Source organism: Streptomyces sp. NPDC001787, from assembly GCF_040297465.1.
Taxonomy (GTDB): domain Bacteria; phylum Actinomycetota; class Actinomycetes; order Streptomycetales; family Streptomycetaceae; genus Streptomyces.
Genome location: NZ_JBEOZE010000002.1, coordinates 438,851 through 457,394 on the forward strand (window position 1 = coordinate 438,851; position 18,544 = coordinate 457,394).

Here is an 18,544-nt window from a genome sequence, read left to right on the forward strand (position 1 = left end):
CCCGCCGGGCCCGGCGATGACGATGCCGGGCCCACTCAAGACACGCAGGAGCACGTGGTGATCGAAGAAATCCTCCTCGAGGCCGAGGAGAAGATGGAGAAGGCCGTTGTCGTCGCGAAAGAGGACTTCGCCGCGATCCGTACCGGCCGCGCGCACCCGGCGATGTTCAACAAGATCGTCGCCGACTACTACGGCGCGCTGACCCCGATCAACCAGCTGGCCTCGTTCTCGGTTCCCGAGCCGCGGATGGCCGTCGTGACGCCGTTCGACAAGACCGCTCTGCGCAACATCGAGCAGGCGATCCGCGACTCCGACCTCGGCGTCAACCCGAGCAACGACGGCAACATCATCCGGGTGACCTTCCCCGAGCTCACCCAGGACCGCCGCAAGGAGTACATCAAGGTCGCCAAGACCAAGGCCGAGGACTCCAAGATCTCGATCCGCTCCATCCGCCGCAAGGCCAAGGAGACCCTCGACAAGCTCGTCAAGGACAAGGAGTCCGGCGAGGACGAGGTGCGCCGCGCGGAGAAGGAGCTCGACGACACCACCGCGAAGTACGTCGCGCAGGTGGACGAGCTGCTCAAGCACAAGGAAGCCGAGCTGCTCGAGGTCTGATGAACGACTCTTCCTGGGGCGCGCCGCAGGGAGCCGGTTACTGGGGCACGCCCGAGATGGGGGCTGCTCCGGCGGGTCCTGCCTACGATGTGCATGACGCCCAGCAGACTCGGCCCATGCCCAACGTGCCGGACGTTCCCGACGCAGGTAGAGACGCAGACGACCATGACGACCGGGACGGGGACGCCGCTCACGTCGGCGGCCCCCTGTTCCGTGACGAGATGCCGCAGGAGCCCATGTCCACCCCGATGCCGCCCCCGCCGCAGAAGAAGCGTGCGGGGCGCGATCTGCGCGCCGCCATAGGGGTCGGCGTGGGGCTCGGCGCGGTCATCGTCGCCTCGCTCTTCATCGTGCAGGCCGTCTTCGTCGGCGTGATAGTGGTCGCCGTGGTCGTCGGCCTCTGGGAGCTCACCTCCCGCCTGGAGGAGCGCAAGGGCATCAAGGCACCTCTCGTGCCGCTCGCCGTCGGCGGGGCCGCCATGGTCGTCGCCGGCTACGCGAGGGGCGCGGAGGGTGCCTGGGTCGCCATGGCGCTGACCGCGCTCACGGTGCTGGTCTGGCGGATGACCCAGCCGCCGGAGGGATATCTCAAGGACGTCACGGCCGGGGTCTTCGCCGCGTTCTACGTACCGTTCCTCGCCACGTTCGTCGCGATGCTCCTGACGGCGGACGACGGGCCGCAGCGGGTGCTCACCTTCCTGCTGCTCACGGTGGTCAGCGACACCGGCGCGTACGCGGTGGGCTGGCGCTTCGGCAAGAACAAGCTCGCACCGCGCATCAGCCCCGGGAAGACCCGCGAGGGCCTGCTCGGAGCGGTCGCCTTCGCGATGGCCGGCGGCGCGCTGTGCATGCAGTTCCTGATCGACGGCGGCTCCTGGTGGCAGGGACTGCTGCTGGGCTTCGCGGTCGCCGCCAGCGCCACTCTCGGTGACCTGGGCGAGTCCATGATCAAGCGGGATCTCGGGATCAAGGACATGGGCACGCTGCTGCCCGGCCACGGCGGCATCATGGACCGGCTGGACTCGCTGCTGCCGACCGCTCCGGTGGTGTGGCTGCTGCTGGTGCTGTTCGTCGGATCCGGCTGAGCCGAACCCGCTCGCATACCGTCTGACCTGCAATTCTTACGAGTGAGGGTCCGTTGTCCACAGGGCGGCGGGCCCTCACTCGTCTTTCTGCGACACTGGATGAACCATGCCTAAGCCCGGAGAACTCACTTTCGTCGCGCCCCGCGGAGCCAAGAAGCCCCCGCGGCACCTCGCCGACCTCACGCCCGCAGAGCGCAAGGAAGCGGTCGCCGCGATCGGCGAGAAGCCGTTCCGCGCCCAGCAGCTCTCGCAGCACTACTTCGCGCGGTACGCGCACGACCCGGCGGAGTGGACCAACATCCCGGCCGCGTCGCGGGACAAGCTCGCCGAGGCGATGTTCCCCGACCTGATGTCCGTGGTCCGTCACATCAGCTGCGATGACGACACCACCCGCAAGACCCTCTGGAAGCTGCACGACGGGACGCTCGTCGAGTCCGTCCTGATGCGCTATCCCGAGCGCGTGACGATGTGCATCTCCTCGCAGGCCGGCTGCGGGATGAACTGCCCGTTCTGTGCCACCGGTCAGGCCGGGCTCGACCGCAATCTGTCGACCGCCGAGATCGTGCACCAGATCGTGGACGGCATGCGGGCCCTGCGCGACGGCGATGTTCCGGGCGGCCCCGCGCGGCTCTCCAACATCGTCTTCATGGGCATGGGCGAGCCGCTGGCCAACTACAAGCGCGTCGTCGGGGCGATCCGGCGTCTGACCGACCCCGAGCCGGACGGCCTGGGGCTCTCGCAGCGCGGGATCACCGTCTCCACCGTGGGACTGGTCCCGGCCATGCTGCGCTTCGCCGACGAGGGCTTCAAGTGCCGGCTGGCCGTTTCGCTGCACGCCCCGGACGACGAGCTGCGTGACACCCTCGTCCCGGTGAACACCCGCTGGAAGGTCCGCGAGGTCCTGGACGCGGCGTGGGAGTACGCGGAGAAGTCCGGCCGTCGCATCTCCATCGAGTACGCGCTGATCCGCGACATCAACGACCAGGCCTGGCGGGGTGACCGGCTCGGACGGCTCCTCAAGGGCAAGCGGGTGCACGTCAACCTGATCCCGCTGAACCCGACGCCCGGCTCGAAGTGGACCGCCTCGCGGCCCGAGGACGAGAAGGCGTTCGTCGAGGCCATCGCGGCCCACGGCGTTCCCGTCACCGTCCGTGACACCCGGGGGCAGGAGATCGACGGGGCCTGCGGTCAGCTGGCGGCCTCCGAGCGTTAGGCCGGAAATCGCCCGTGTAGCCTGGGTGCGAATTCAACTTCATATTCCGACAGGGGAGCGCCACAGCGCTGAGAGTGCGGCACCGGACAGGTTGGCCGCAGACCCTCTGAACCTCGCCCGGGTCATTCCGGGTAGGAAGTTCGGTCATTACTCAAGCTGTTGCGCCCTGCCCGCTTGCGGTTCGCCGTGAGCGGGCAGGGCCGCGTCTCTTCCTGGTCACTCCAGGAGGAATCACATGAACACCACCAAGAAGTACGCGGCGACGGCCCTCGCCGCGGCGCTCGGCGTCACGGTGCTGGCCGGCTGCGGCAGTTCCGACGACACCTCGGCGGGAGCGGGCGGCACCAAGGGCTCCGGCTCCAAGACCGTGACCCTGGTCAGCCACGACTCCTTCAACGCCTCGGAATCCGTGCTGAAGGAGTTCACCGAGGAGACCGGCTACACGGTCGAGGTGCTCAAGAGCGGTGACGCGGGGGCCGCGCTCAACCAGGAGATCCTGACCAAGGGCTCTCCGCGCGGCGATGTCTTCTTCGGCGTCGACAACACCCTGCTCTCCCGCGCCCTCGACAACGGCCTGTTCACGGCGTACGAGGCGAAGGGACTGGACCGGGTCGCGGCCGCCACCCGGCTGGACGACAAGCACCGGGTCACTCCGGTCGACACCGGTGACGTCTGCGTCAACTACGACAAGAAGTACTTCGCCGACAAGAAGCTCGCGCCCCCGCAGTCCTTCGAGGACCTGCTGAAGCCCGCGTACAAGAACCTGCTCGTCACCGAGAACGCCGCGACCTCCTCCCCCGGTCTGGGCTTCCTCCTCGGCACCATCGCCGACAGGGGCGAGGACGGCTACCAGGACTACTGGAAGCAGCTGAAGAACAACGGCGTGAAGGTCGTCGACGGCTGGGAGCAGGCGTACAACGAGGAGTTCTCCGGCTCCGCGGGCGGGAAGAAGGCCAAGGCGGACCGGCCGCTGGTCGTCTCCTACGCCTCCAGCCCGCCGGTCGAGGTGCTGTACGCGAAGCCGCAGCCGGCCGAGGCCCCGACCGGGGTCGCCACCGGCACCTGCTTCCGGCAGATCGAGTTCGCCGGGCTGCTCACCGGCGCGAAGAACGAGGCGGGCGGCAAGGCGCTGCTGGACTTCCTGATCAGCAAGAAGTTCCAGGAGGACATGCCCCTGAACATGTTCGTGAACCCGGTCGCCGAGGACGCGGAGCTGCCGGAGCTCTTCACGGAGTTCGGCGCGGCCATCGACAAGCCCGTCACCGTGGCTCCGGAGAAGATCGCCGAGAACCGTGAGCAGTGGGTCCAGTCGTGGCACTCGCTCGTCGTGAAGTAGACAAGGCGGCGGTGGCCGGGGCCTCCGCCGCTCGGCGCGGCGGCGGAGGCCCCGGCGGTGACCGGCGCGGGAACGCGGTGCGGCTCGGCCTGATGGCCGTGCCCGTCGCGTTCTTCGGGCTGTTCTTCGCCCACCCCGTCGCCGCGATCGTCGGCCGCGGCCTGAAGTCCGGCGGCAGCTGGCAGTTCGGCCGGATCGGCGAGGTACTGGCCCGGCCGGACATCCTGGACGTCCTCTGGTTCACCACCTGGCAGGCGTTCGCCTCGACCGGGCTCACCCTGCTGATCGCCCTGCCCGGCGCCTATGTCTTCGCCCGCCTGGACTTCCCCGGAAAGCAACTGCTGCGGGCGGTCGTCACCGTGCCGTTCGTGCTGCCGACGGTGGTCGTCGGCACCGCGTTCCTGGCGTTGCTGGGGCGCGGAGGGTTCCTCGACGAACTGTGGGGCGTACGGCTCGACACCACCGTGTGGGCGATCCTGCTGGCCCATGTCTTCTTCAACTACGCGGTGGTCGTACGGACCGTCGGCGGGCTCTGGTCGCAGCTCGATCCCCGGCAGGAGGAGGCCGCGCGGGTGCTCGGCGCCGGACGGTTCGCCGCCTGGCGACGGGTGACGCTGCCCGCGCTGGCGCCCGCCGTGGCCGCCGCGGCGCTGATGGTCTTCCTGTTCACCTTCACCTCCTTCGGCGTCGTGCAGATCCTCGGCGGTCCGGCCTACTCCACCCTGGAGGTGGAGATCTACCGGCAGACCGCGCAACTGCTCGACCTGCCGACGGCGGCCGTACTGACCCTCGTGCAGTTCGCGGCGGTCGGCGGGATTCTCGCCGTACACGCCTGGACGGTACGGCGCCGGGAGACCGCGCTGAAGCTGGTCGATCCCGCGCAGACGGCCCGCCGCCCGCGCGGCGCCGGACAGTGGGCGCTGCTCGGCGGGGTGCTGCTGACCGTACTGCTGCTGATCCTGCTGCCGCTCGGCGTGCTGGTGGAGCGCTCGTTCGACGGGCCCGGCGGGTACGGCTTCGGCTACTACCGGGCGCTCCAGTCCGCCGGGGCCGGCGGCTCCACCTTCCTGGTCGCCCCCCTCGAAGCGATCGGGAACTCCCTCCAGTACGCGCTGGTCGCGACCGTCATCGCCCTGGTCGTCGGCGGGCTCGCCGCAGCGGCGCTGACCCGGCGGGCGGGGCGGCTGGCGCGTGGCTTCGACGCCCTGCTGATGCTGCCGCTCGGGGTGTCCGCCGTCACCGTCGGCTTCGGATTCCTCATCACCCTGGACAAGCCGCCGCTCGACCTGCGGACGTCCTGGATCCTGGTGCCGCTGGCCCAGGCGCTGGTGGGCGTCCCCTTCGTCGTACGGACCATGCTGCCCGTCCTGCGCGCGGTGGACGGGCGGCTGCGCGAGGCGGCGGCGGTGCTCGGCGCCTCGCCGCTGCGGGCCTGGCGCGAGGTCGATCTGCCGCTGGTGCGCAGGGCGGTGCTGGTCGCCGCGGGTTTCGCGTTCGCCGTGTCGCTGGGCGAGTTCGGGGCGACCGTGTTCATCGCGCGGCCCGACAACCCGACGCTTCCGGTCGCCGTGGCGCGGCTCCTGGGGCGGTCCGGGGAGCTCAACTACGGGCAGGCGATGGCCCTCAGCACCATTCTGATGCTGGTGTGCGCGGTGTCGCTGCTGCTCCTCGAACGCATCCGCACCGATCGATCCGGGGAGTTCTGAGTGATGGATGGGGAGTTCTGCGCATGCTGAGGCTGGAAGAGGCCACGGTCCGGTTCGGGAAGCGGGCGGCCCTGGACGCCGTGGACCTGGAGGTCGCCGACCACGAGATCGTGTGTGTGCTCGGGCCGAGCGGCAGCGGGAAGTCCACCCTGCTGCGGGTCGTCGCCGGGTTGCAGGCGATGGACGGCGGCAGGGTGCTGCTGGACGGGGCCGACCAGTCGGGGGTGCCCGTGCACAAACGCGGGCTGGGGCTGATGTTCCAGGATCACCAGCTGTTCCCGCACCGGGACGTCGGCGCCAACGTGGCCTTCGGGCTGCGGATGCACGGGGCCGGCCGCGCCGGGGCGGACCGCGAGGTGGGCGAACTCCTCGATCTGGTGGGGCTGCCCGGCGCGGCACCCCGCGCGGTGGCCGCGCTGTCCGGTGGTGAGCAGCAGCGCGTCGCCCTCGCCCGTGCGCTCGCCCCGCGTCCGAAGCTCCTGATGCTGGACGAGCCGCTGGGCCAGCTGGACCGCAGCCTGCGCGAACGTCTCGTCGTCGAACTGCGCACCCTGTTCGGCCGCCTGGGTACGACGGTGCTGGCCGTCACCCATGACCAGGGCGAGGCCTTCGCGCTCGCCGACCGGGTCGTCGTCATGCGGGACGGGCGGATCGCCCAGGCCGGTACGCCGCTGGAGGTCTGGCAGCGGCCCGCCTCGGCGTTCGTCGCCCGCTTCCTGGGCTTCGACAATGTGGCCGACGCGACGGTGACCGGCACGACCGCCGACACGGTGTGGGGCAAGGTGCCGGTGCCGGGCGGGTCACCGCAGGGCCACCGCGATGTGCTGGTCCGGCCTGCCGGGGTGCTGATCGGAGCCCCGGAGAGCGGGTTGCGCTGCACGGTCGGCGTACGGACGTTCCGGGGGAACCATGTCGCGGTGCGGCTGAGGCCCGACAACGGCCCGGTGCTGGAGGCGGAGTGCGCGCTGCGGGACACCCCGCGGGAGGGCGCGGTGGTGGGAGTCCGCTTCGACGCGGCGGAGACGGTCGTCCTGGACCGGGAGTGACGCGCGCCGTTGGCATCACGCCCCTCTCGTCCCCGCGACGACCAGGCCCAGTTCGTACGCCAGGATGACCGCCTGTGCCCGGTCCCGCAGTCCCATCTTGGCGAACAGCCGGTTGATGTGGGTCTTGACCGTGTGGTCCGTGATGGTGAGCCGGCCGGCGATGTCCCCGTTCGACAGGCCCTGCGCGATCAGCACCAGTACCTCGCACTCGCGGGCGGTGAGTCCCTCGATGCCGCGGACCGGGGGCGCGCTGACCCGCTGCCGGGTGAACTCCGCGATCAGCCGTCCGGTGATCTCGGGGGAGAGCAGCGCGTGTCCGTCGGCCACCACCCGTACCGCGTGCAGCAGTTCGGGGAAGGTCGCGTCCTTGAGCAGGAAACCGCTCGCCCCCGCGGCCAGCGCCTCGTACACGTACTCGTCCAGGCCGAACGTCGTCAGCATCAGCGCCCTGGTGGCGCCCTCCGACGCGGCGACGATCTCCCGCGCCGCCTCGATGCCGTTCAGCCGGGGCATCCGGATGTCGAGCAGCACCAGATCGGGCCGGTGCTCGGCGGCTCCCCGGACCGCCTGCTCCCCGTCCTCGGCCTCGCCGACCACCTCGATGTCCTCCTGCGTGTTCAGCAGGCTGGAGAACGCGGTCCGGACGACCGCCTGGTCGTCGGCCACCAGAACCCGGATCACCACGGCAGTTCCGCCTCCACGAGAAAGCCGCCGGCGGGACCCCGGCCGGTGGTGAGTCTGCCGCCGAGCAGGGCGGCCCGTTCCCCCATGCCCACCAGACCATGGCCGGTGCCGCCGTCCGCTCCGGCGTCGGCGGGGCCCGGACCGTCGTCGCCGATCCGTACCGTCAGCAGACCCGGACGGTAGCCGATCTCCACGATCGCGTGGGCGCCCGGCGCATGGCGGCGGGTGTTCGTCAGGGCCTCCTGCACGATCCGGTACGCCGACAGCTCCCAGGAGGCCGGCAGCGGGATCTGCTCACCGCTGACCCGCAGTTCGGCGGTGCCGCCCACCGCCCGGTGCTGCTCCAGGAGCTCGCCGACACCGGTCAGGGACGGCTGCGGAGCGGTCAGCGCGGCCGGGGCGGTTCCGCTGTCCGTGCGCAGCACCCCCAGGAGCCGTCGCAGCTCCGTCATCGAGGACCGGGCCGTCCCGGCGATCTGCTGGAACGCGTCACGGGCCGGCGGTGAGAGCCCGGGAGTCGTGTACGTCGCGCTCTCGGCCTGTACCGCGATCATCGAGACCGAGTGGGCGATCATGTCGTGCAACTCCCTGGCTATGGCGGCCCGTTCGGCCTCGGCCGCCTGGCGGCGCTCCATCGCCAGCAGCCGGGACTGGGCGGCGGCCCGCTCGTTTTGGGCCTCCTCACGGGACCGCACCGCGTCCCCCATGCTCACCGCCCCCAGGATCGTGACCGTCAGCGCCAGCGTCTCGGCGTACAGCCCGAGGCTGAAGCGGTCACTGCCCTGGAGCGCGGGCAGCCCGGGGGATCCCGCGCGTGCCCACCGGTCGATATGGACGAGATTGACGGTGAGCGAGGCCAGCGCCCCGCCGAGCACGAGCAGTGCCGGATGCTGCACACGGTGGCGCCCCAGGGTGTAGCAGCCGATGACGGCACCGGCCGTCGTCGCGTACGACAGATTGCCGTCGGTCGCGAAACCGAGCAGTGCCGCGCCGACGGTCAGGAAGCCGACGGCGGGCCGGGAGCCGCGCCACATCAGCGACGTCGTGCAGACCAGCACCCCGAAGCACGTGATGGCCGAGCCCGGCACGATGACCAGCTCCACGAGCGCGAAGAGGGTCAGCGCGGCACCCGTCAGCCAGGAGTACGCGGGCGCAGCCGACCAGCGGCGCACGCGCTGCCACAACCGGTGCCGCAGCCGTTCGGGCGTCCGCAGCCGCATCTGCGGGGAAGCGCGGCGGGCCGTCGGCGGGTGCGGGGCGGGGCCTTCCGGTTCTGCCGAGGGGGCCGGGTCCGCCGGAGTGGCCGGTCCCGCCGGAGTGGCCGGGACGGCCCGGGGGGTGCTGCTCATACCGTGATTCTTCGTCACCGCCGGGTGGAGGCGCGTCGGAGCAGGGGTGGAATTCCCCGTCCCGTCTCATGCCACGGGTTGAGTCCCCGGACCGGACGGTGGTGTGACGCCCCGTGAGCACGCCGCTCCTAGCCTCGGACCCATGGGCACAGCGGCACCTCTCACGGTGCGGCGCCCTCAGTCCTTCGCCCGCCCTCGGCCCGCCCCGCGCCGCCCCGCCCTGCCGCGCAATCGCCCGCTTCCGCGCGTGTCACCGTCCCTGTCCCCGCTGCCCGTAGCCGCCGCCGCGGCCCCCACCACCCGTACGAGAAAAGGCACTCCGTTGTCCCGCCACCGCACCCTCGTCGTCACCAATGACTTCCCACCGCGCCAAGGCGGCATAGAGACCTTCGTGCACGCCATGACCAGCAGGTTCCCCGCCGACTCCGTCGTCGTCCACACCTCCGCCGAACCGGGCGCCGCCGCCCATGACGCGGCTCTCGCGTACCCCGTGGTCCGTGATCCGGCCCGGATGCTGCTGCCCACCGCCCGCGTCGCCGCCCGGTCCGCGGAGATCGCCCGCCGCCACGGCTGCGACAGCGTGTGGTTCGGGGCCGCCGCGCCGCTCGGCCTGATGGCGGACCGGCTGCGCCGTGAGGCCGGGGTGCGGCGGGCCGTCGCCACCACCCACGGCCATGAGGTCTGGTGGGCCCGCACCCCGGGCTCCCGGTCCCTGCTGCGCCTGATCGGCGAGCGCACCGATGCCGTGACCTACCTCGGCGCGGCCACCCGGGCACCGATCGCCGCCGCGCTCGGGCCCGCCGCCGCCCGCCGGATGGTGCGCCTGGCCCCGGGCGTCGACACGGAGGTGTTCCGGGTACGGCCCGGGGCGCGGGGCGGCCCCGGCAGCGTCCGGGAGCGGTACGGGCTGGGCGGCAGGCCGGTGATCCTGTGCGCCGCCAGGCTCGTCCCGCGCAAGGGCCAGGACATGCTGATCCGCGCGCTTCCGGCCGTGCGGCGGGCGGTTCCCGGCACCGTACTCCTGCTGACCGGGGACGGACCGTACGCGCGCACCCTGCGCCGCCTGGCCGGGTCCACCGGGGTCGGGGACGCCGTGATCCTGGCGGGCGGTCAGCCCCATGCGGCGATGCCGGACCACTTCGCGGCCGCCGATGTCTTCGCGATGCCCTGCCGCACACGTCGTCGCGGCCTGGAGGTCGAGGGCCTCGGCATCGTCTTCCTGGAGGCCGCGGCGGCGGGGCTGCCCGTCCTCGTCGGGGATTCGGGCGGTGCGCCGGACACCGTGCGCGAGGGGGAGACGGGGCACCTCGTCGACGGGCGGGACGTTCTGGCCATCGCCGCCCGGCTCGTCGGCCTGCTGCGGGACCGCGAGGCCGCCGCCGCGATGGGGGAGAAGGGCCGGGCCTGGGTGCGCGAGGACTGGGGGTGGGACCAGGCGTACGACACGCTGGCGGCGCTCCTCCGTCCGTGACCGCCCACGACCACCTGTGACCACTCGTGACCGCCCATGGCGTCGCCGGTGCGCCGAGCCGCCCCGGTGCGTCGTGGGGCAGCCGGTCAGGCGGTCAGCGGCAGTGCCGCGAGCTCCGCGATCACCCAGGTCAGCGGGGCGAACACGACCAGCAGCACACCCGCGCGCAGGGCCGTCGCGGACCGCAGTGCCGAGGCCGGGGCACCCATCCTGAGCAGCGCTTCGGCGGTGTGGGCGCGGGCGTTCCTGGCCTCCACCGCCGAGGTCAGCAGCGTCGCCGTCGTGCAGCCCAGAACGAGCACGGCCCCCAGCGCGGTCAGCGGGCCGAAGGGCCGCGGGCCCGTCCCGTACAGCGTCGTGGCCGCGATCCCCGCGGAGAGCACGGCGCAGACCACACCCAGCGGGCGGCCGATCCGGCGTGCCTCGTCCATCAGGACCCGGCCCGCCAGCAGACGTACGGCGCCGGGGCGCACCGCCTGGAGCAGCCGCCCGCAGAGGTGGGTGACTCCGGGGCCCGCCATGGCCAGGCCGATCGCGGTGAGGACCCAGCCGGCCAGCACCGCCGCCGGGGTGGAATCCAGCCTGCCGGGCAGCGGGAACGCGTGGCCGGCCGAGCCGCGGCTCGTGTACGCCTCGACCGCGAGACCGGCTGCCGTCAGGGCGACGCCCCAGGGCAGCCCGGCCGGGGCTGGTGCCGGAGCGGACGGCTCCGGTGTCTCGAAGGTCTCCTCGGCGGTGGCGGGGGGCCGGTTCCGCAGCGCCAGCGCGCTCGCGGCCGACGAGGCCAGCGGTACGAGGACCAGCAGGGTGAGCGCGGCGGCGAGCGGCAACGGGGCGTTCGCACCGAGGAGTTCCGCCGCACCGCCGTCGAACGGCAGCCCGGTCAGATCCCCGCGCAGATGGAGGAAGAGGAGCAGGGCCACCATCGAGCCGAGGGTGGTGGAGACGGCGGTGGAGACCGCGGCGAGCACCGACAGCCGGACCGGGCCGAGACCGACGGCCGACAGTCCGGCGCGCGGGCGGGTGCTCGGGTCCGTACGGGCCACCGCGACCGCGAACTGCACGGTGGCCGCCAGCGGTACGAAGCACCAGAGCAGCCGGAGCACGGAGCCGGTGGCCTGCGCCGGGTGCCCGGAGGCGTACCCCAGGGTGCAGAGCAGCAGAAAGCCGACCCCGGCCGACGCGGCGGCCACGAGCAGCCGCCGCATCAGCACCAGTGGGTGACTGCCGCGGGCTAGACGGAGAGCGAGCACGCCGAGCGGCCTTCCGTATCCGATACGGCGGGCGGAGTGACGCCGGCGACCCGGCGGCCGTCCAGCAGGGCGACGGAGCGGTCGGCGAGGGCGGCGATCTCCGCGTCGTGGGTGGCCAGCACGACGGTGATGCCGTGCGAGCGCGCCGCGGTGGTCAGGGTGCGCAGGAGCTGGGTGCGGTCGGCGCGGTGCAGGGTGGCGGTCGGCTCGTCGGCGAAGATCACGGACGGGGACGCGGCCAGGGCACGGGCGACGGAGATCCGCTGGCGCTGGGCCTGGAGCAGCGCGTGCGGCCGCTTCTTGGCGAACGTGCCGATGTCCAGGCGGTCCAGCCACTCCAGCGCGGCCTTCTTGGCGGTCCGGTGCGGTACGCCGCGCAGCAGCAGCGGGAGGGCCGCGTTCTCCCAGGTGGTCAGTTCCGGGACGAGCTGGGGGTCGGAGGCGATCCAGCCGAAGCGGTCGCGCCGCAGCCGCTCGCGCAGCCGGGGTCCCATGGTGTGCACGGGGACGCTGTTGAACCAGACTTCGCCCTGCTGGGGCACCAGCCGGCCGGAGAGACAGTGCAGCAGGGTCGTCTTCCCGCTGCCGCGCGTGCCGGTCACGGCGAGGATCTCGCCGTCGCGGATGCCGAGGGAGACACCGTCGAGGCCGGGCGAGCCGTTGTGGGAGTGGTGCAGGGAACGCGCCCAGATCACGTCGTTGTCCGGCGGGGCCACCATGGCGTAACACCTCGGTTCAGATCAGTTTTCCCGTTCCCCCGTACGGGGGAACGAAGACGCGGCCGATCGGTCACTCGGCACCGTAGGGAGTCGGACCGGGGTGTGCGTACAGCACGTGGCCCGGATGCGCCCCTTCTCACTCGAACGGGTGGATCCGGGCCAGGTGGACCGTATGAAATGACCGCTGGACGCTGATCATCCAGAGGGCGTGAGGCAGGTCAGAGCTTTGTCCAGGCCTCCGTCAGGACGCCCCGCAGGATGCCCTCGATCTCGTCGAACGTCGACTGGTCGGAGATCAGCGGCGGCGCGAGCTGCACGACCGGGTCGCCGCGGTCGTCCGCCCGGCAGTACAGGCCGTTCTCGTACAGCGCCTTGGAGAGGAAGCCGTACAGGACGCGCTCGGTCTCCTCGTCGGTGAAGGTCTCCTTGGTGACCTTGTCCTTCACCAGCTCGATGCCGTAGAAGAAGCCGTTGCCGCGGACGTCGCCGACGATCGGCAGGTCGTGCAGCTTCTGCAGCGTCGTGAGGAACGCGTTCTCGTTGTCGAGGACGTGCTTGTTGAGGCCCTCGCGCTCGAAGATGTCGAGGTTGGCGAGGCCGACCGCGGCGGAGACCGGGTGGCCGCCGAAGGTGTAGCCGTGCAGGAAGGTGTTGCCGCCCCGGTAGAACGGCTCCGCGATCCGGTCCGAGACGATGCATGCTCCTATCGGGGAGTACCCGGAGGTCATGCCCTTGGCGCAGGTGATCATGTCCGGCACGTAGCCGAACTTGTCACAGGCGAACATCGTGCCGAGGCGGCCGAAGGCGCAGATGACCTCGTCGGAGACGAGCAGGACGTCGTACTGGTCGCAGATCTCGCGGACCCGCTGGAAGTATCCGGGCGGCGGCGGGAAACAGCCGCCGGCGTTCTGCACCGGCTCCAGGAAGACCGCGGCGACGGTCTCCGGGCCCTCGAAGAGGATCTCCTGCTCGATCTGGTCGGCGGCCCAGCGGCCGAAGGCCTCCGGGTCGTCGCCGAAGAGCGGGGCGCGGTAGATGTTGGTGTTCGGCACCTTGTGGGCGCCGGGGACCAGCGGCTCGAAGGGGGCCTTCAGGGCCGGCAGCCCGGTGATCGACAGAGCGCCCTGCGGGGTGCCGTGGTAGGCGACCGCGCGCGAGATGACCTTGTACTTGGTCGGCTTGCCCTGGAGCTTGAAGTACTGCTTGGCCAGCTTCCAGGCGGTCTCGACGGCCTCGCCGCCGCCGGTGGTGAAGAAGACCTTGTTGAGGTCGCCGGGCGCGTAGTCGGCCAGTCGCTCGGCCAGTTCGACGGCCTTCGGGTGGGCGTAGGACCACACCGGGAAGAAGGCCAGCTCCTGCGCCTGCTTGTACGCCGTCTCGGCGAGCTCACGGCGGCCGTGGCCGGCGTTGACGACGAACAGGCCGGAGAGGCCGTCGAGGTACCGCTTGCCCTGGTCGTCGTAGATGTAGGTGCCCTCACCCCGCACGATGGTGGGAACGGGGGCGTTCTCGTAGTCCGACATGCGGGTGAAGTGCATCCACAGGTGGTCGTACGCGGTTCGGCTGAGGTCCTTGCTCACGGCTATCGGGTTCCCCACATATAGGTCTGCTTCTTGAGCTTGAGGTAGACGAAGCTCTCGGTGGAGCGCACGCCGGGTATGGCCCGGATGCGTTTGTTGATCGTCTCCAGCAGGTGGTCGTCGTCCTCGCAGACGATCTCCACCACGAGGTCGAACGAGCCCGCGGTCATCACCACGTACTCGCACTCGGCCATGGCCGACAGGGCCTCGGCCACGGGGTCGAGGTCGCCCTCGACGTTGATGCCGACCATCGCCTGGCGCCGGAGGCCCACGGTGAGCGGATCCGTCACGGCGACGATCTGCATCACGCCCTGATCGAGCAGCTTCTGGACACGCTGGCGCACAGCCGCTTCGGAGAGGCCGACCGCCTTGCCGATCGCGGCGTACGGACGACGTCCGTCCTCCTGGAGCTGCTCGATGATCGCGAGGGAGACGGCATCGACCGCCGGGGGCGATCCGTTCCCTGTCCTGGAGTCTGCGCTGCGACTGGCCACGCACTCACCATGCACCGGGACTCGTCTGTCTCGCAACCCCAGATCGATGAAATTCGTTGTTTGAAGGTCCGGATCTCACTGAATCCGAAGTTGCCGGTGGTTGGGTATGTCGAAAGCGTCACCGGACCGATTAGGGTGGACATCTCACCCATCGGACAGCCGACAGGAGGGGTGGTTGTGACCACCGAGGTGCGCCGTCTGCGCAACTACATCAACGGAGAGTTCCGGGACGCCGCGGACGGGCGGACCATCGATGTGGTCAACCCGGTGACGGAAGAGGTCTACGCGACCTCGCCGCTCTCCGGCCCGGCCGATGTCGATGCCGCCATGGACGCCGCCGCCGCGGCGTTCCCCGCCTGGCGTGATGTCACGCCGGCCGAGCGCCAGCGGGCCCTGCTCAAGATCGCGGACGCTTTCGAGGAGCGGGCCGAGGACCTGATCGCGGCCGAGTCGGAGAACACGGGCAAGCCGCTGGAGCTCACCCGTACCGAAGAGGTCCCGCCGATGGTGGACCAGATCCGCTTCTTCGCGGGTGCCGCCCGGCTGCTCGAAGGCCGCTCGGCCGGTGAGTACATGGAGGGCCTCACCTCCATCGTCCGCCGCGAGCCGGTCGGGGTCTGCGCGCAGGTCGCGCCGTGGAACTACCCCATGATGATGGCCGTCTGGAAGTTCGCCCCGGCGCTCGCCGCGGGCAACACCGTCGTGATCAAGCCGTCCGACACCACCCCGGCGTCGACCGTGCTGATCGCCGAGATCATCGGCCAGATCCTCCCCAAGGGCGTCTTCAACGTCATCTGCGGCGACCGTGACACCGGCCGCGCGATGGTCGAGCACCCGACCCCGGCGATGGCCTCCATCACCGGTTCGGTACGGGCCGGGATGCAGGTCGCCGAGTCGGCGTCCAAGGACGTCAAGCGCGTCCACCTGGAGCTCGGCGGCAAGGCGCCCGCCGTCGTCTTCGAGGACAGCGACATCGCCAAGGCCGTCGAGGGCATCTCCGCCGCCGGGTACTTCAACGCCGGGCAGGACTGCACGGCCGCGACCCGCGTCCTGGTCCACGAGTCGGTCCACGACGACTTCGTGACCGCGCTCGCCAAGGCCGCCGCCGACACGAAGACCGGGCACCCGGACGACGAGGACGTGCTGTACGGCCCGCTGAACAACGCCAACCAGCTCAAGCAGGTCAGCGGCTTCATCGAGCGGCTCCCCGCCCACGCCAAGGTCGAGGCGGGCGGCCACCGGGTCGGCGAGAAGGGCTACTTCTACGCCCCGACCGTCGTCTCCGGCCTCAAGCAGGACGACGAGATCATCCAGAACGAGGTCTTCGGCCCGGTCATCACGGTCCAGTCGTTCACCGACGAGGCCCAGGCCGTGGAGTACGCGAACGGCGTCGAGTACGCGCTGGCCTCCTCGGTGTGGACCAAGGACCACTCCCGCGCGATGCGGATGTCCAAGAGTCTCGACTTCGGCTGTGTGTGGATCAACACCCACATCCCGCTCGTCGCCGAGATGCCGCACGGCGGGTTCAAGAAGTCCGGCTACGGCAAGGACCTCTCCGCGTACGGCTTCGAGGACTACACCCGGATCAAGCACGTGATGACGTCGCTCGACTGACGTCACATCGGCGGACGCCGACGCGCGGTGCCGGCTGTCGGCATCGCGCGTCGGCGTCCGCGTCGATGACGGCCCCGGGCTCCGGCCCGGGGCCGTTTCATGCCTGGCGGCCGTGCCCGGCGGCGACGGCCCGCCGTACCGGGCTGCCGCATCATCGGCGCCGTTCGCACCATCGCCGACGTCCGCGCCATCGACAGGGTGTGCGGACCGGGCGGGTGCCGCTGGACGGTTGGTCCATTGCCCGCCGCCCCGCCGAGCGGCATCCTGCGGACGTGCGAGCGATCCCGAACAATCCCATGTCCCGCCGTTCCCTGCTGCGCGCCCTCGGGGCGGGAGCGGCCGGTGCCACGCTGGCCGGCTGCGGAGTGCCCGCCGCCTATGTGCGGCCCGGGGACCGGGCCGGCCGCGACAGCTCCGAGCGTGACCGCTCCCTGCACTTCGCCAACTGGCCGCTCTACATCGACACCGACGACGAGAACGAGTCGAAGCGGCCCACCCTGGACGCGTTCACGCGGCGGACCGGGATCTCCGTCACGTACACCGAGGAGATCAACGACAACGACGAGTTCTTCGGGAAGATCAGCCCGGCGCTGATGAACCACCAGCAGACCGGCCGCGACCTGATCGTCATCAGCGACTGGATGGCCGCCCGCTTCGTACGCCTGGGCTGGGTGCAGGAGATGGACCGGGCGAAGCAGCCCAACGTCGCCAGGTATCTGGACCCGCAGCTGCGCACGCCCGCGTTCGACGAGGGGCGGCGGCACAGCGTTCCCTGGCAGTCCGGGATCACCGGCATCGCCTACAACCGCAAGCGGCTGGGCCGCGAGATCCGGCACACGAGCGAGCTGTGGGCCGACGACCTGCGCGGCAGGGTGACCCTGCTGTCCGGGCTGGACGAGTCGTTCGCGCTGCTGATGCAGGGCAACGGGGTCGACATCACCCGCTGGACGGCCGACGACTTCCACACCATGTGCGAGCAGGTGGAGAAGCGGGTGCGGTCCCGGCACATCCGCCGCTTCACCGGCAACGACTACATCAAGGACCTGGCCACCGGTGATGTGCTCGCCTGTCAGGCCTACTCCGGCGATGTCATCCAGCTCCAGGCGGACAACCCGGAGATCGAGTTCGTGGTGCCCGAGGAGGGCGGCGAGCTCTGGGCGGAGTCGCTCATGATCCCCAACCTCGCGCACCACAAGCGCAACGCGGAGAAGCTGGTCGACTTCTACTACGAGCCCGAGGTCGCGGCCGAGCTGGCCACCTGGGTCAACTACGTCTGCCCGGTCCCGGCCGCCCGGGAGATCCTGGCCTCCGCCAAGGACGAGGAGACCGCCGCGCTCGCCGAGGACCCGCTGATCTTCCCCGACGACGCGATGCGCGCGCGGCTGGCGATCGCCCGGGACATCACGTCGGAGGAGCGCACCGGCTTCGCGAAGAAGTGGAACTCCATCGTCGGCCTCTGAACCGGGTCGGCGGCCGGGGGGCTCCGGCCCCCGGCCCCCCCCGGACCGGCGTCAGGGCTTGCGGGCCACCGCGCCGAACTGGGCCACCTCGGGCGACTCGGTACCCTCCTCGGGGCGCCAGCGGGAGCAGGACACGATGCCCGGTTCCAGCAGCTCCAGACCGGTCAGGAACTCCGCGAACTCGGCGCGGCTGCGGGCGGTGATCGGCGGGGTGGCGTTCTCGTTCCAGAAGCGCATCGCCGCCTCGTTGCCCTCACCGCCCAGTTCCAGCGTGGGGTGGGTGAGCACCAGATAGCTGCCCGCGGGCATCGCGTCCATCAGCCTGCGCACGATGGACAGGGCCTCGCCGGTGTCCAGCACGAAGTTCAGGATGCCGAGCATCATCACCGCGACCGGCTTCTTCAGGTCCAGCGTCGGCTCGACCGCCCGCAGGATCTGCTCGGGGTGGTGGGCGTCCGCGTCGATGTACTCGGTGGCACCCTCGGGCGAGCTGGTCAGCAGGGCCCGTGCGTGGGCCAGCACGATCGGGTCGTTGTCGACGTACACGATGTGCGAGTGCGGCGCGGTGTGCTGGGCGATCTCATGGGTGTTGTGGAACGTCGGCAGACCGGTGCCGATGTCCAGGAACTGGCTGATGCCCGCGTCGCCGGCCAGATGCCGCACGACGCGGCCGAGGAACGCCCGGTCCGCGCGCGCCACTTCGCCGATGCTCGGGTACATATCGGTGACCTGCTCGCCGACCGCCCGGTCCACCGGATAGTTGTCCTTGCCGCCCAGCCAGTAGTTCCACACCCGGGCGTTGTGGGCGATGTCGGAACGGATGCGGGCGGGATCGGAGGGCTTGCGGGGGTCGGTCACGTCTGCTCCTCTGGTGCCGGGCCGGGCATCACGGGCGATGCGGGCACTGCCCATCATGCCG

General features: G+C 71.1%; 16 protein-coding genes. 9 read left to right on the forward strand and 7 right to left on the reverse strand.

All coding sequences use genetic code 11. From position 1 onward, the window contains the following. The first annotated feature begins 57 nt into the window (after window positions 1-57). The 6 genes from frr to ABT170_RS04580 all read left to right on the forward strand — a co-directional run bounded on the left by frr (window position 58) and on the right by ABT170_RS04580 (window position 7,001). Entirely contained in the window at window positions 58-615 is a 558-nt protein-coding gene (gene frr, locus ABT170_RS04555) for a ribosome recycling factor (RefSeq protein ID WP_073726823.1), read from the forward strand. Next, window positions 615-1,700 (forward strand): phosphatidate cytidylyltransferase, encoded by a 1,086-nt coding sequence (locus ABT170_RS04560; RefSeq protein ID WP_329945314.1) that lies wholly within the window; start codon window positions 615-617, stop codon window positions 1,698-1,700. The genes frr and ABT170_RS04560 overlap by 1 nt, the downstream gene beginning before the upstream one ends. A 106-nt stretch (window positions 1,701-1,806) precedes the next feature. Further along, complete coding sequence (gene rlmN / locus ABT170_RS04565; protein ID WP_329945315.1) at window positions 1,807-2,913, forward strand: dual-specificity RNA methyltransferase RlmN; 1,107 nt, start codon at window positions 1,807-1,809, stop codon at window positions 2,911-2,913. Window positions 2,914-3,148: 235 nt separating this feature from the next. Next, window positions 3,149-4,249, forward strand: a complete 1,101-nt coding sequence (locus ABT170_RS04570; RefSeq protein WP_351864003.1) for a thiamine ABC transporter substrate-binding protein — start codon at window positions 3,149-3,151, stop codon at window positions 4,247-4,249. A gap of 92 nt (window positions 4,250-4,341) precedes the next feature. Continuing rightward, window positions 4,342-5,955, forward strand: a complete 1,614-nt coding sequence (locus ABT170_RS04575; RefSeq protein ID WP_329945387.1) for an ABC transporter permease — start codon at window positions 4,342-4,344, stop codon at window positions 5,953-5,955. A gap of 23 nt (window positions 5,956-5,978) precedes the next feature. Then, on the forward strand, window positions 5,979-7,001 hold the full coding sequence (locus ABT170_RS04580) for an ABC transporter ATP-binding protein (RefSeq protein WP_329945317.1): 1,023 nt from the start codon (window positions 5,979-5,981) through the stop codon (window positions 6,999-7,001). Between the two features lie 15 nt (window positions 7,002-7,016). Here the strand turns inward: ABT170_RS04580 and ABT170_RS04585 are convergent, their stop codons facing one another. Together ABT170_RS04585 and ABT170_RS04590 are read right to left on the reverse strand one after the other, a co-directional pair. Continuing rightward, complete coding sequence (locus ABT170_RS04585; RefSeq protein ID WP_351864007.1) at window positions 7,017-7,685, reverse strand: response regulator; 669 nt, start codon at window positions 7,683-7,685, stop codon at window positions 7,017-7,019. Beyond that, window positions 7,679-8,905, reverse strand: coding sequence for a sensor histidine kinase (locus tag ABT170_RS04590; protein ID WP_351864114.1), 1,227 nt, complete (start codon window positions 8,903-8,905; stop codon window positions 7,679-7,681). Before ABT170_RS04590 ends, ABT170_RS04585 begins: the two co-directional genes overlap by 7 nt. 451 nt (window positions 8,906-9,356) lie before the next feature. On the opposite strand from ABT170_RS04590, the gene ABT170_RS04595 reads away from it, so the two are divergent. Continuing rightward, window positions 9,357-10,505, forward strand: coding sequence for a glycosyltransferase family 4 protein (locus ABT170_RS04595; protein WP_351864116.1), 1,149 nt, complete (start codon window positions 9,357-9,359; stop codon window positions 10,503-10,505). A gap of 86 nt (window positions 10,506-10,591) precedes the next feature. Here ABT170_RS04595 and ABT170_RS04600 read toward each other — a convergent pair whose 3' ends face one another. The 4 genes from ABT170_RS04600 to ABT170_RS04615 all read right to left on the reverse strand — a co-directional run bounded on the left by ABT170_RS04600 (window position 10,592) and on the right by ABT170_RS04615 (window position 14,566). After that, complete coding sequence (locus tag ABT170_RS04600; RefSeq protein ID WP_351864010.1) at window positions 10,592-11,758, reverse strand: hypothetical protein; 1,167 nt, start codon at window positions 11,756-11,758, stop codon at window positions 10,592-10,594. Further along, on the reverse strand, window positions 11,740-12,477 hold the full coding sequence (locus tag ABT170_RS04605; protein WP_329945321.1) for an ABC transporter ATP-binding protein: 738 nt from the start codon (window positions 12,475-12,477) through the stop codon (window positions 11,740-11,742). The genes ABT170_RS04600 and ABT170_RS04605 overlap by 19 nt, the downstream gene beginning before the upstream one ends. A 218-nt stretch (window positions 12,478-12,695) precedes the next feature. Continuing rightward, window positions 12,696-14,075: an aspartate aminotransferase family protein gene (locus tag ABT170_RS04610; RefSeq protein ID WP_266924356.1), complete on the reverse strand. Its 1,380-nt coding sequence runs from the start codon at window positions 14,073-14,075 to the stop codon at window positions 12,696-12,698. Further along, on the reverse strand, window positions 14,060-14,566 hold the full coding sequence (locus tag ABT170_RS04615) for an Lrp/AsnC family transcriptional regulator (protein WP_329945322.1): 507 nt from the start codon (window positions 14,564-14,566) through the stop codon (window positions 14,060-14,062). Before ABT170_RS04615 ends, ABT170_RS04610 begins: the two co-directional genes overlap by 16 nt. Window positions 14,567-14,728: 162 nt before the next feature. On the opposite strand from ABT170_RS04615, the gene ABT170_RS04620 reads away from it, so the two are divergent. Further along, window positions 14,729-16,165 carry a gamma-aminobutyraldehyde dehydrogenase gene (locus ABT170_RS04620; protein ID WP_329945323.1) on the forward strand — a complete coding sequence of 479 codons (1,437 nt, stop codon included), beginning with the start codon at window positions 14,729-14,731 and terminating at the stop codon, window positions 16,163-16,165. Between the two features lie 296 nt (window positions 16,166-16,461). Continuing rightward, a complete protein-coding gene (locus tag ABT170_RS04625; RefSeq protein ID WP_329945324.1) occupies window positions 16,462-17,625 on the forward strand; it encodes a polyamine ABC transporter substrate-binding protein in 1,164 nt (387 codons plus the stop codon). A gap of 51 nt (window positions 17,626-17,676) precedes the next feature. Here the strand turns inward: ABT170_RS04625 and ABT170_RS04630 are convergent, their stop codons facing one another. Further along, window positions 17,677-18,537 carry an SAM-dependent methyltransferase gene (locus ABT170_RS04630; RefSeq protein WP_443034352.1) on the reverse strand — a complete coding sequence of 287 codons (861 nt, stop codon included), beginning with the start codon at window positions 18,535-18,537 and terminating at the stop codon, window positions 17,677-17,679. Between the last annotated feature and the right edge of the window lie 7 nt (window positions 18,538-18,544).

Excerpts from the sequence above, each read along its gene's own strand:
- ABT170_RS04560 (WP_329945314.1), top strand. The coding sequence starts at position 615 with ATGAACGACTCTTCCTGGGGCGCGCCGCAGGGAGCCGGTTACTGGGGC.
- rlmN (WP_329945315.1), top strand. The coding sequence starts at position 1,807 with ATGCCTAAGCCCGGAGAACTCACTTTCGTCGCGCCCCGCGGAGCCAAG.
- ABT170_RS04570 (WP_351864003.1), top strand. The coding sequence starts at position 3,149 with ATGAACACCACCAAGAAGTACGCGGCGACGGCCCTCGCCGCGGCGCTC.
- ABT170_RS04575 (WP_329945387.1), top strand. The coding sequence starts at position 4,342 with ATGGCCGTGCCCGTCGCGTTCTTCGGGCTGTTCTTCGCCCACCCCGTC.
- ABT170_RS04580 (WP_329945317.1), top strand. The coding sequence starts at position 5,979 with ATGCTGAGGCTGGAAGAGGCCACGGTCCGGTTCGGGAAGCGGGCGGCC.
- ABT170_RS04590 (WP_351864114.1), bottom strand. The coding sequence starts at position 8,905 with ATGCGGCTGCGGACGCCCGAACGGCTGCGGCACCGGTTGTGGCAGCGC.
- ABT170_RS04605 (WP_329945321.1), bottom strand. The coding sequence starts at position 12,477 with ATGGTGGCCCCGCCGGACAACGACGTGATCTGGGCGCGTTCCCTGCAC.
- ABT170_RS04625 (WP_329945324.1), top strand. The coding sequence starts at position 16,462 with ATGTCCCGCCGTTCCCTGCTGCGCGCCCTCGGGGCGGGAGCGGCCGGT.
- ABT170_RS04630 (WP_443034352.1), bottom strand. The coding sequence starts at position 18,537 with ATGGGCAGTGCCCGCATCGCCCGTGATGCCCGGCCCGGCACCAGAGGA.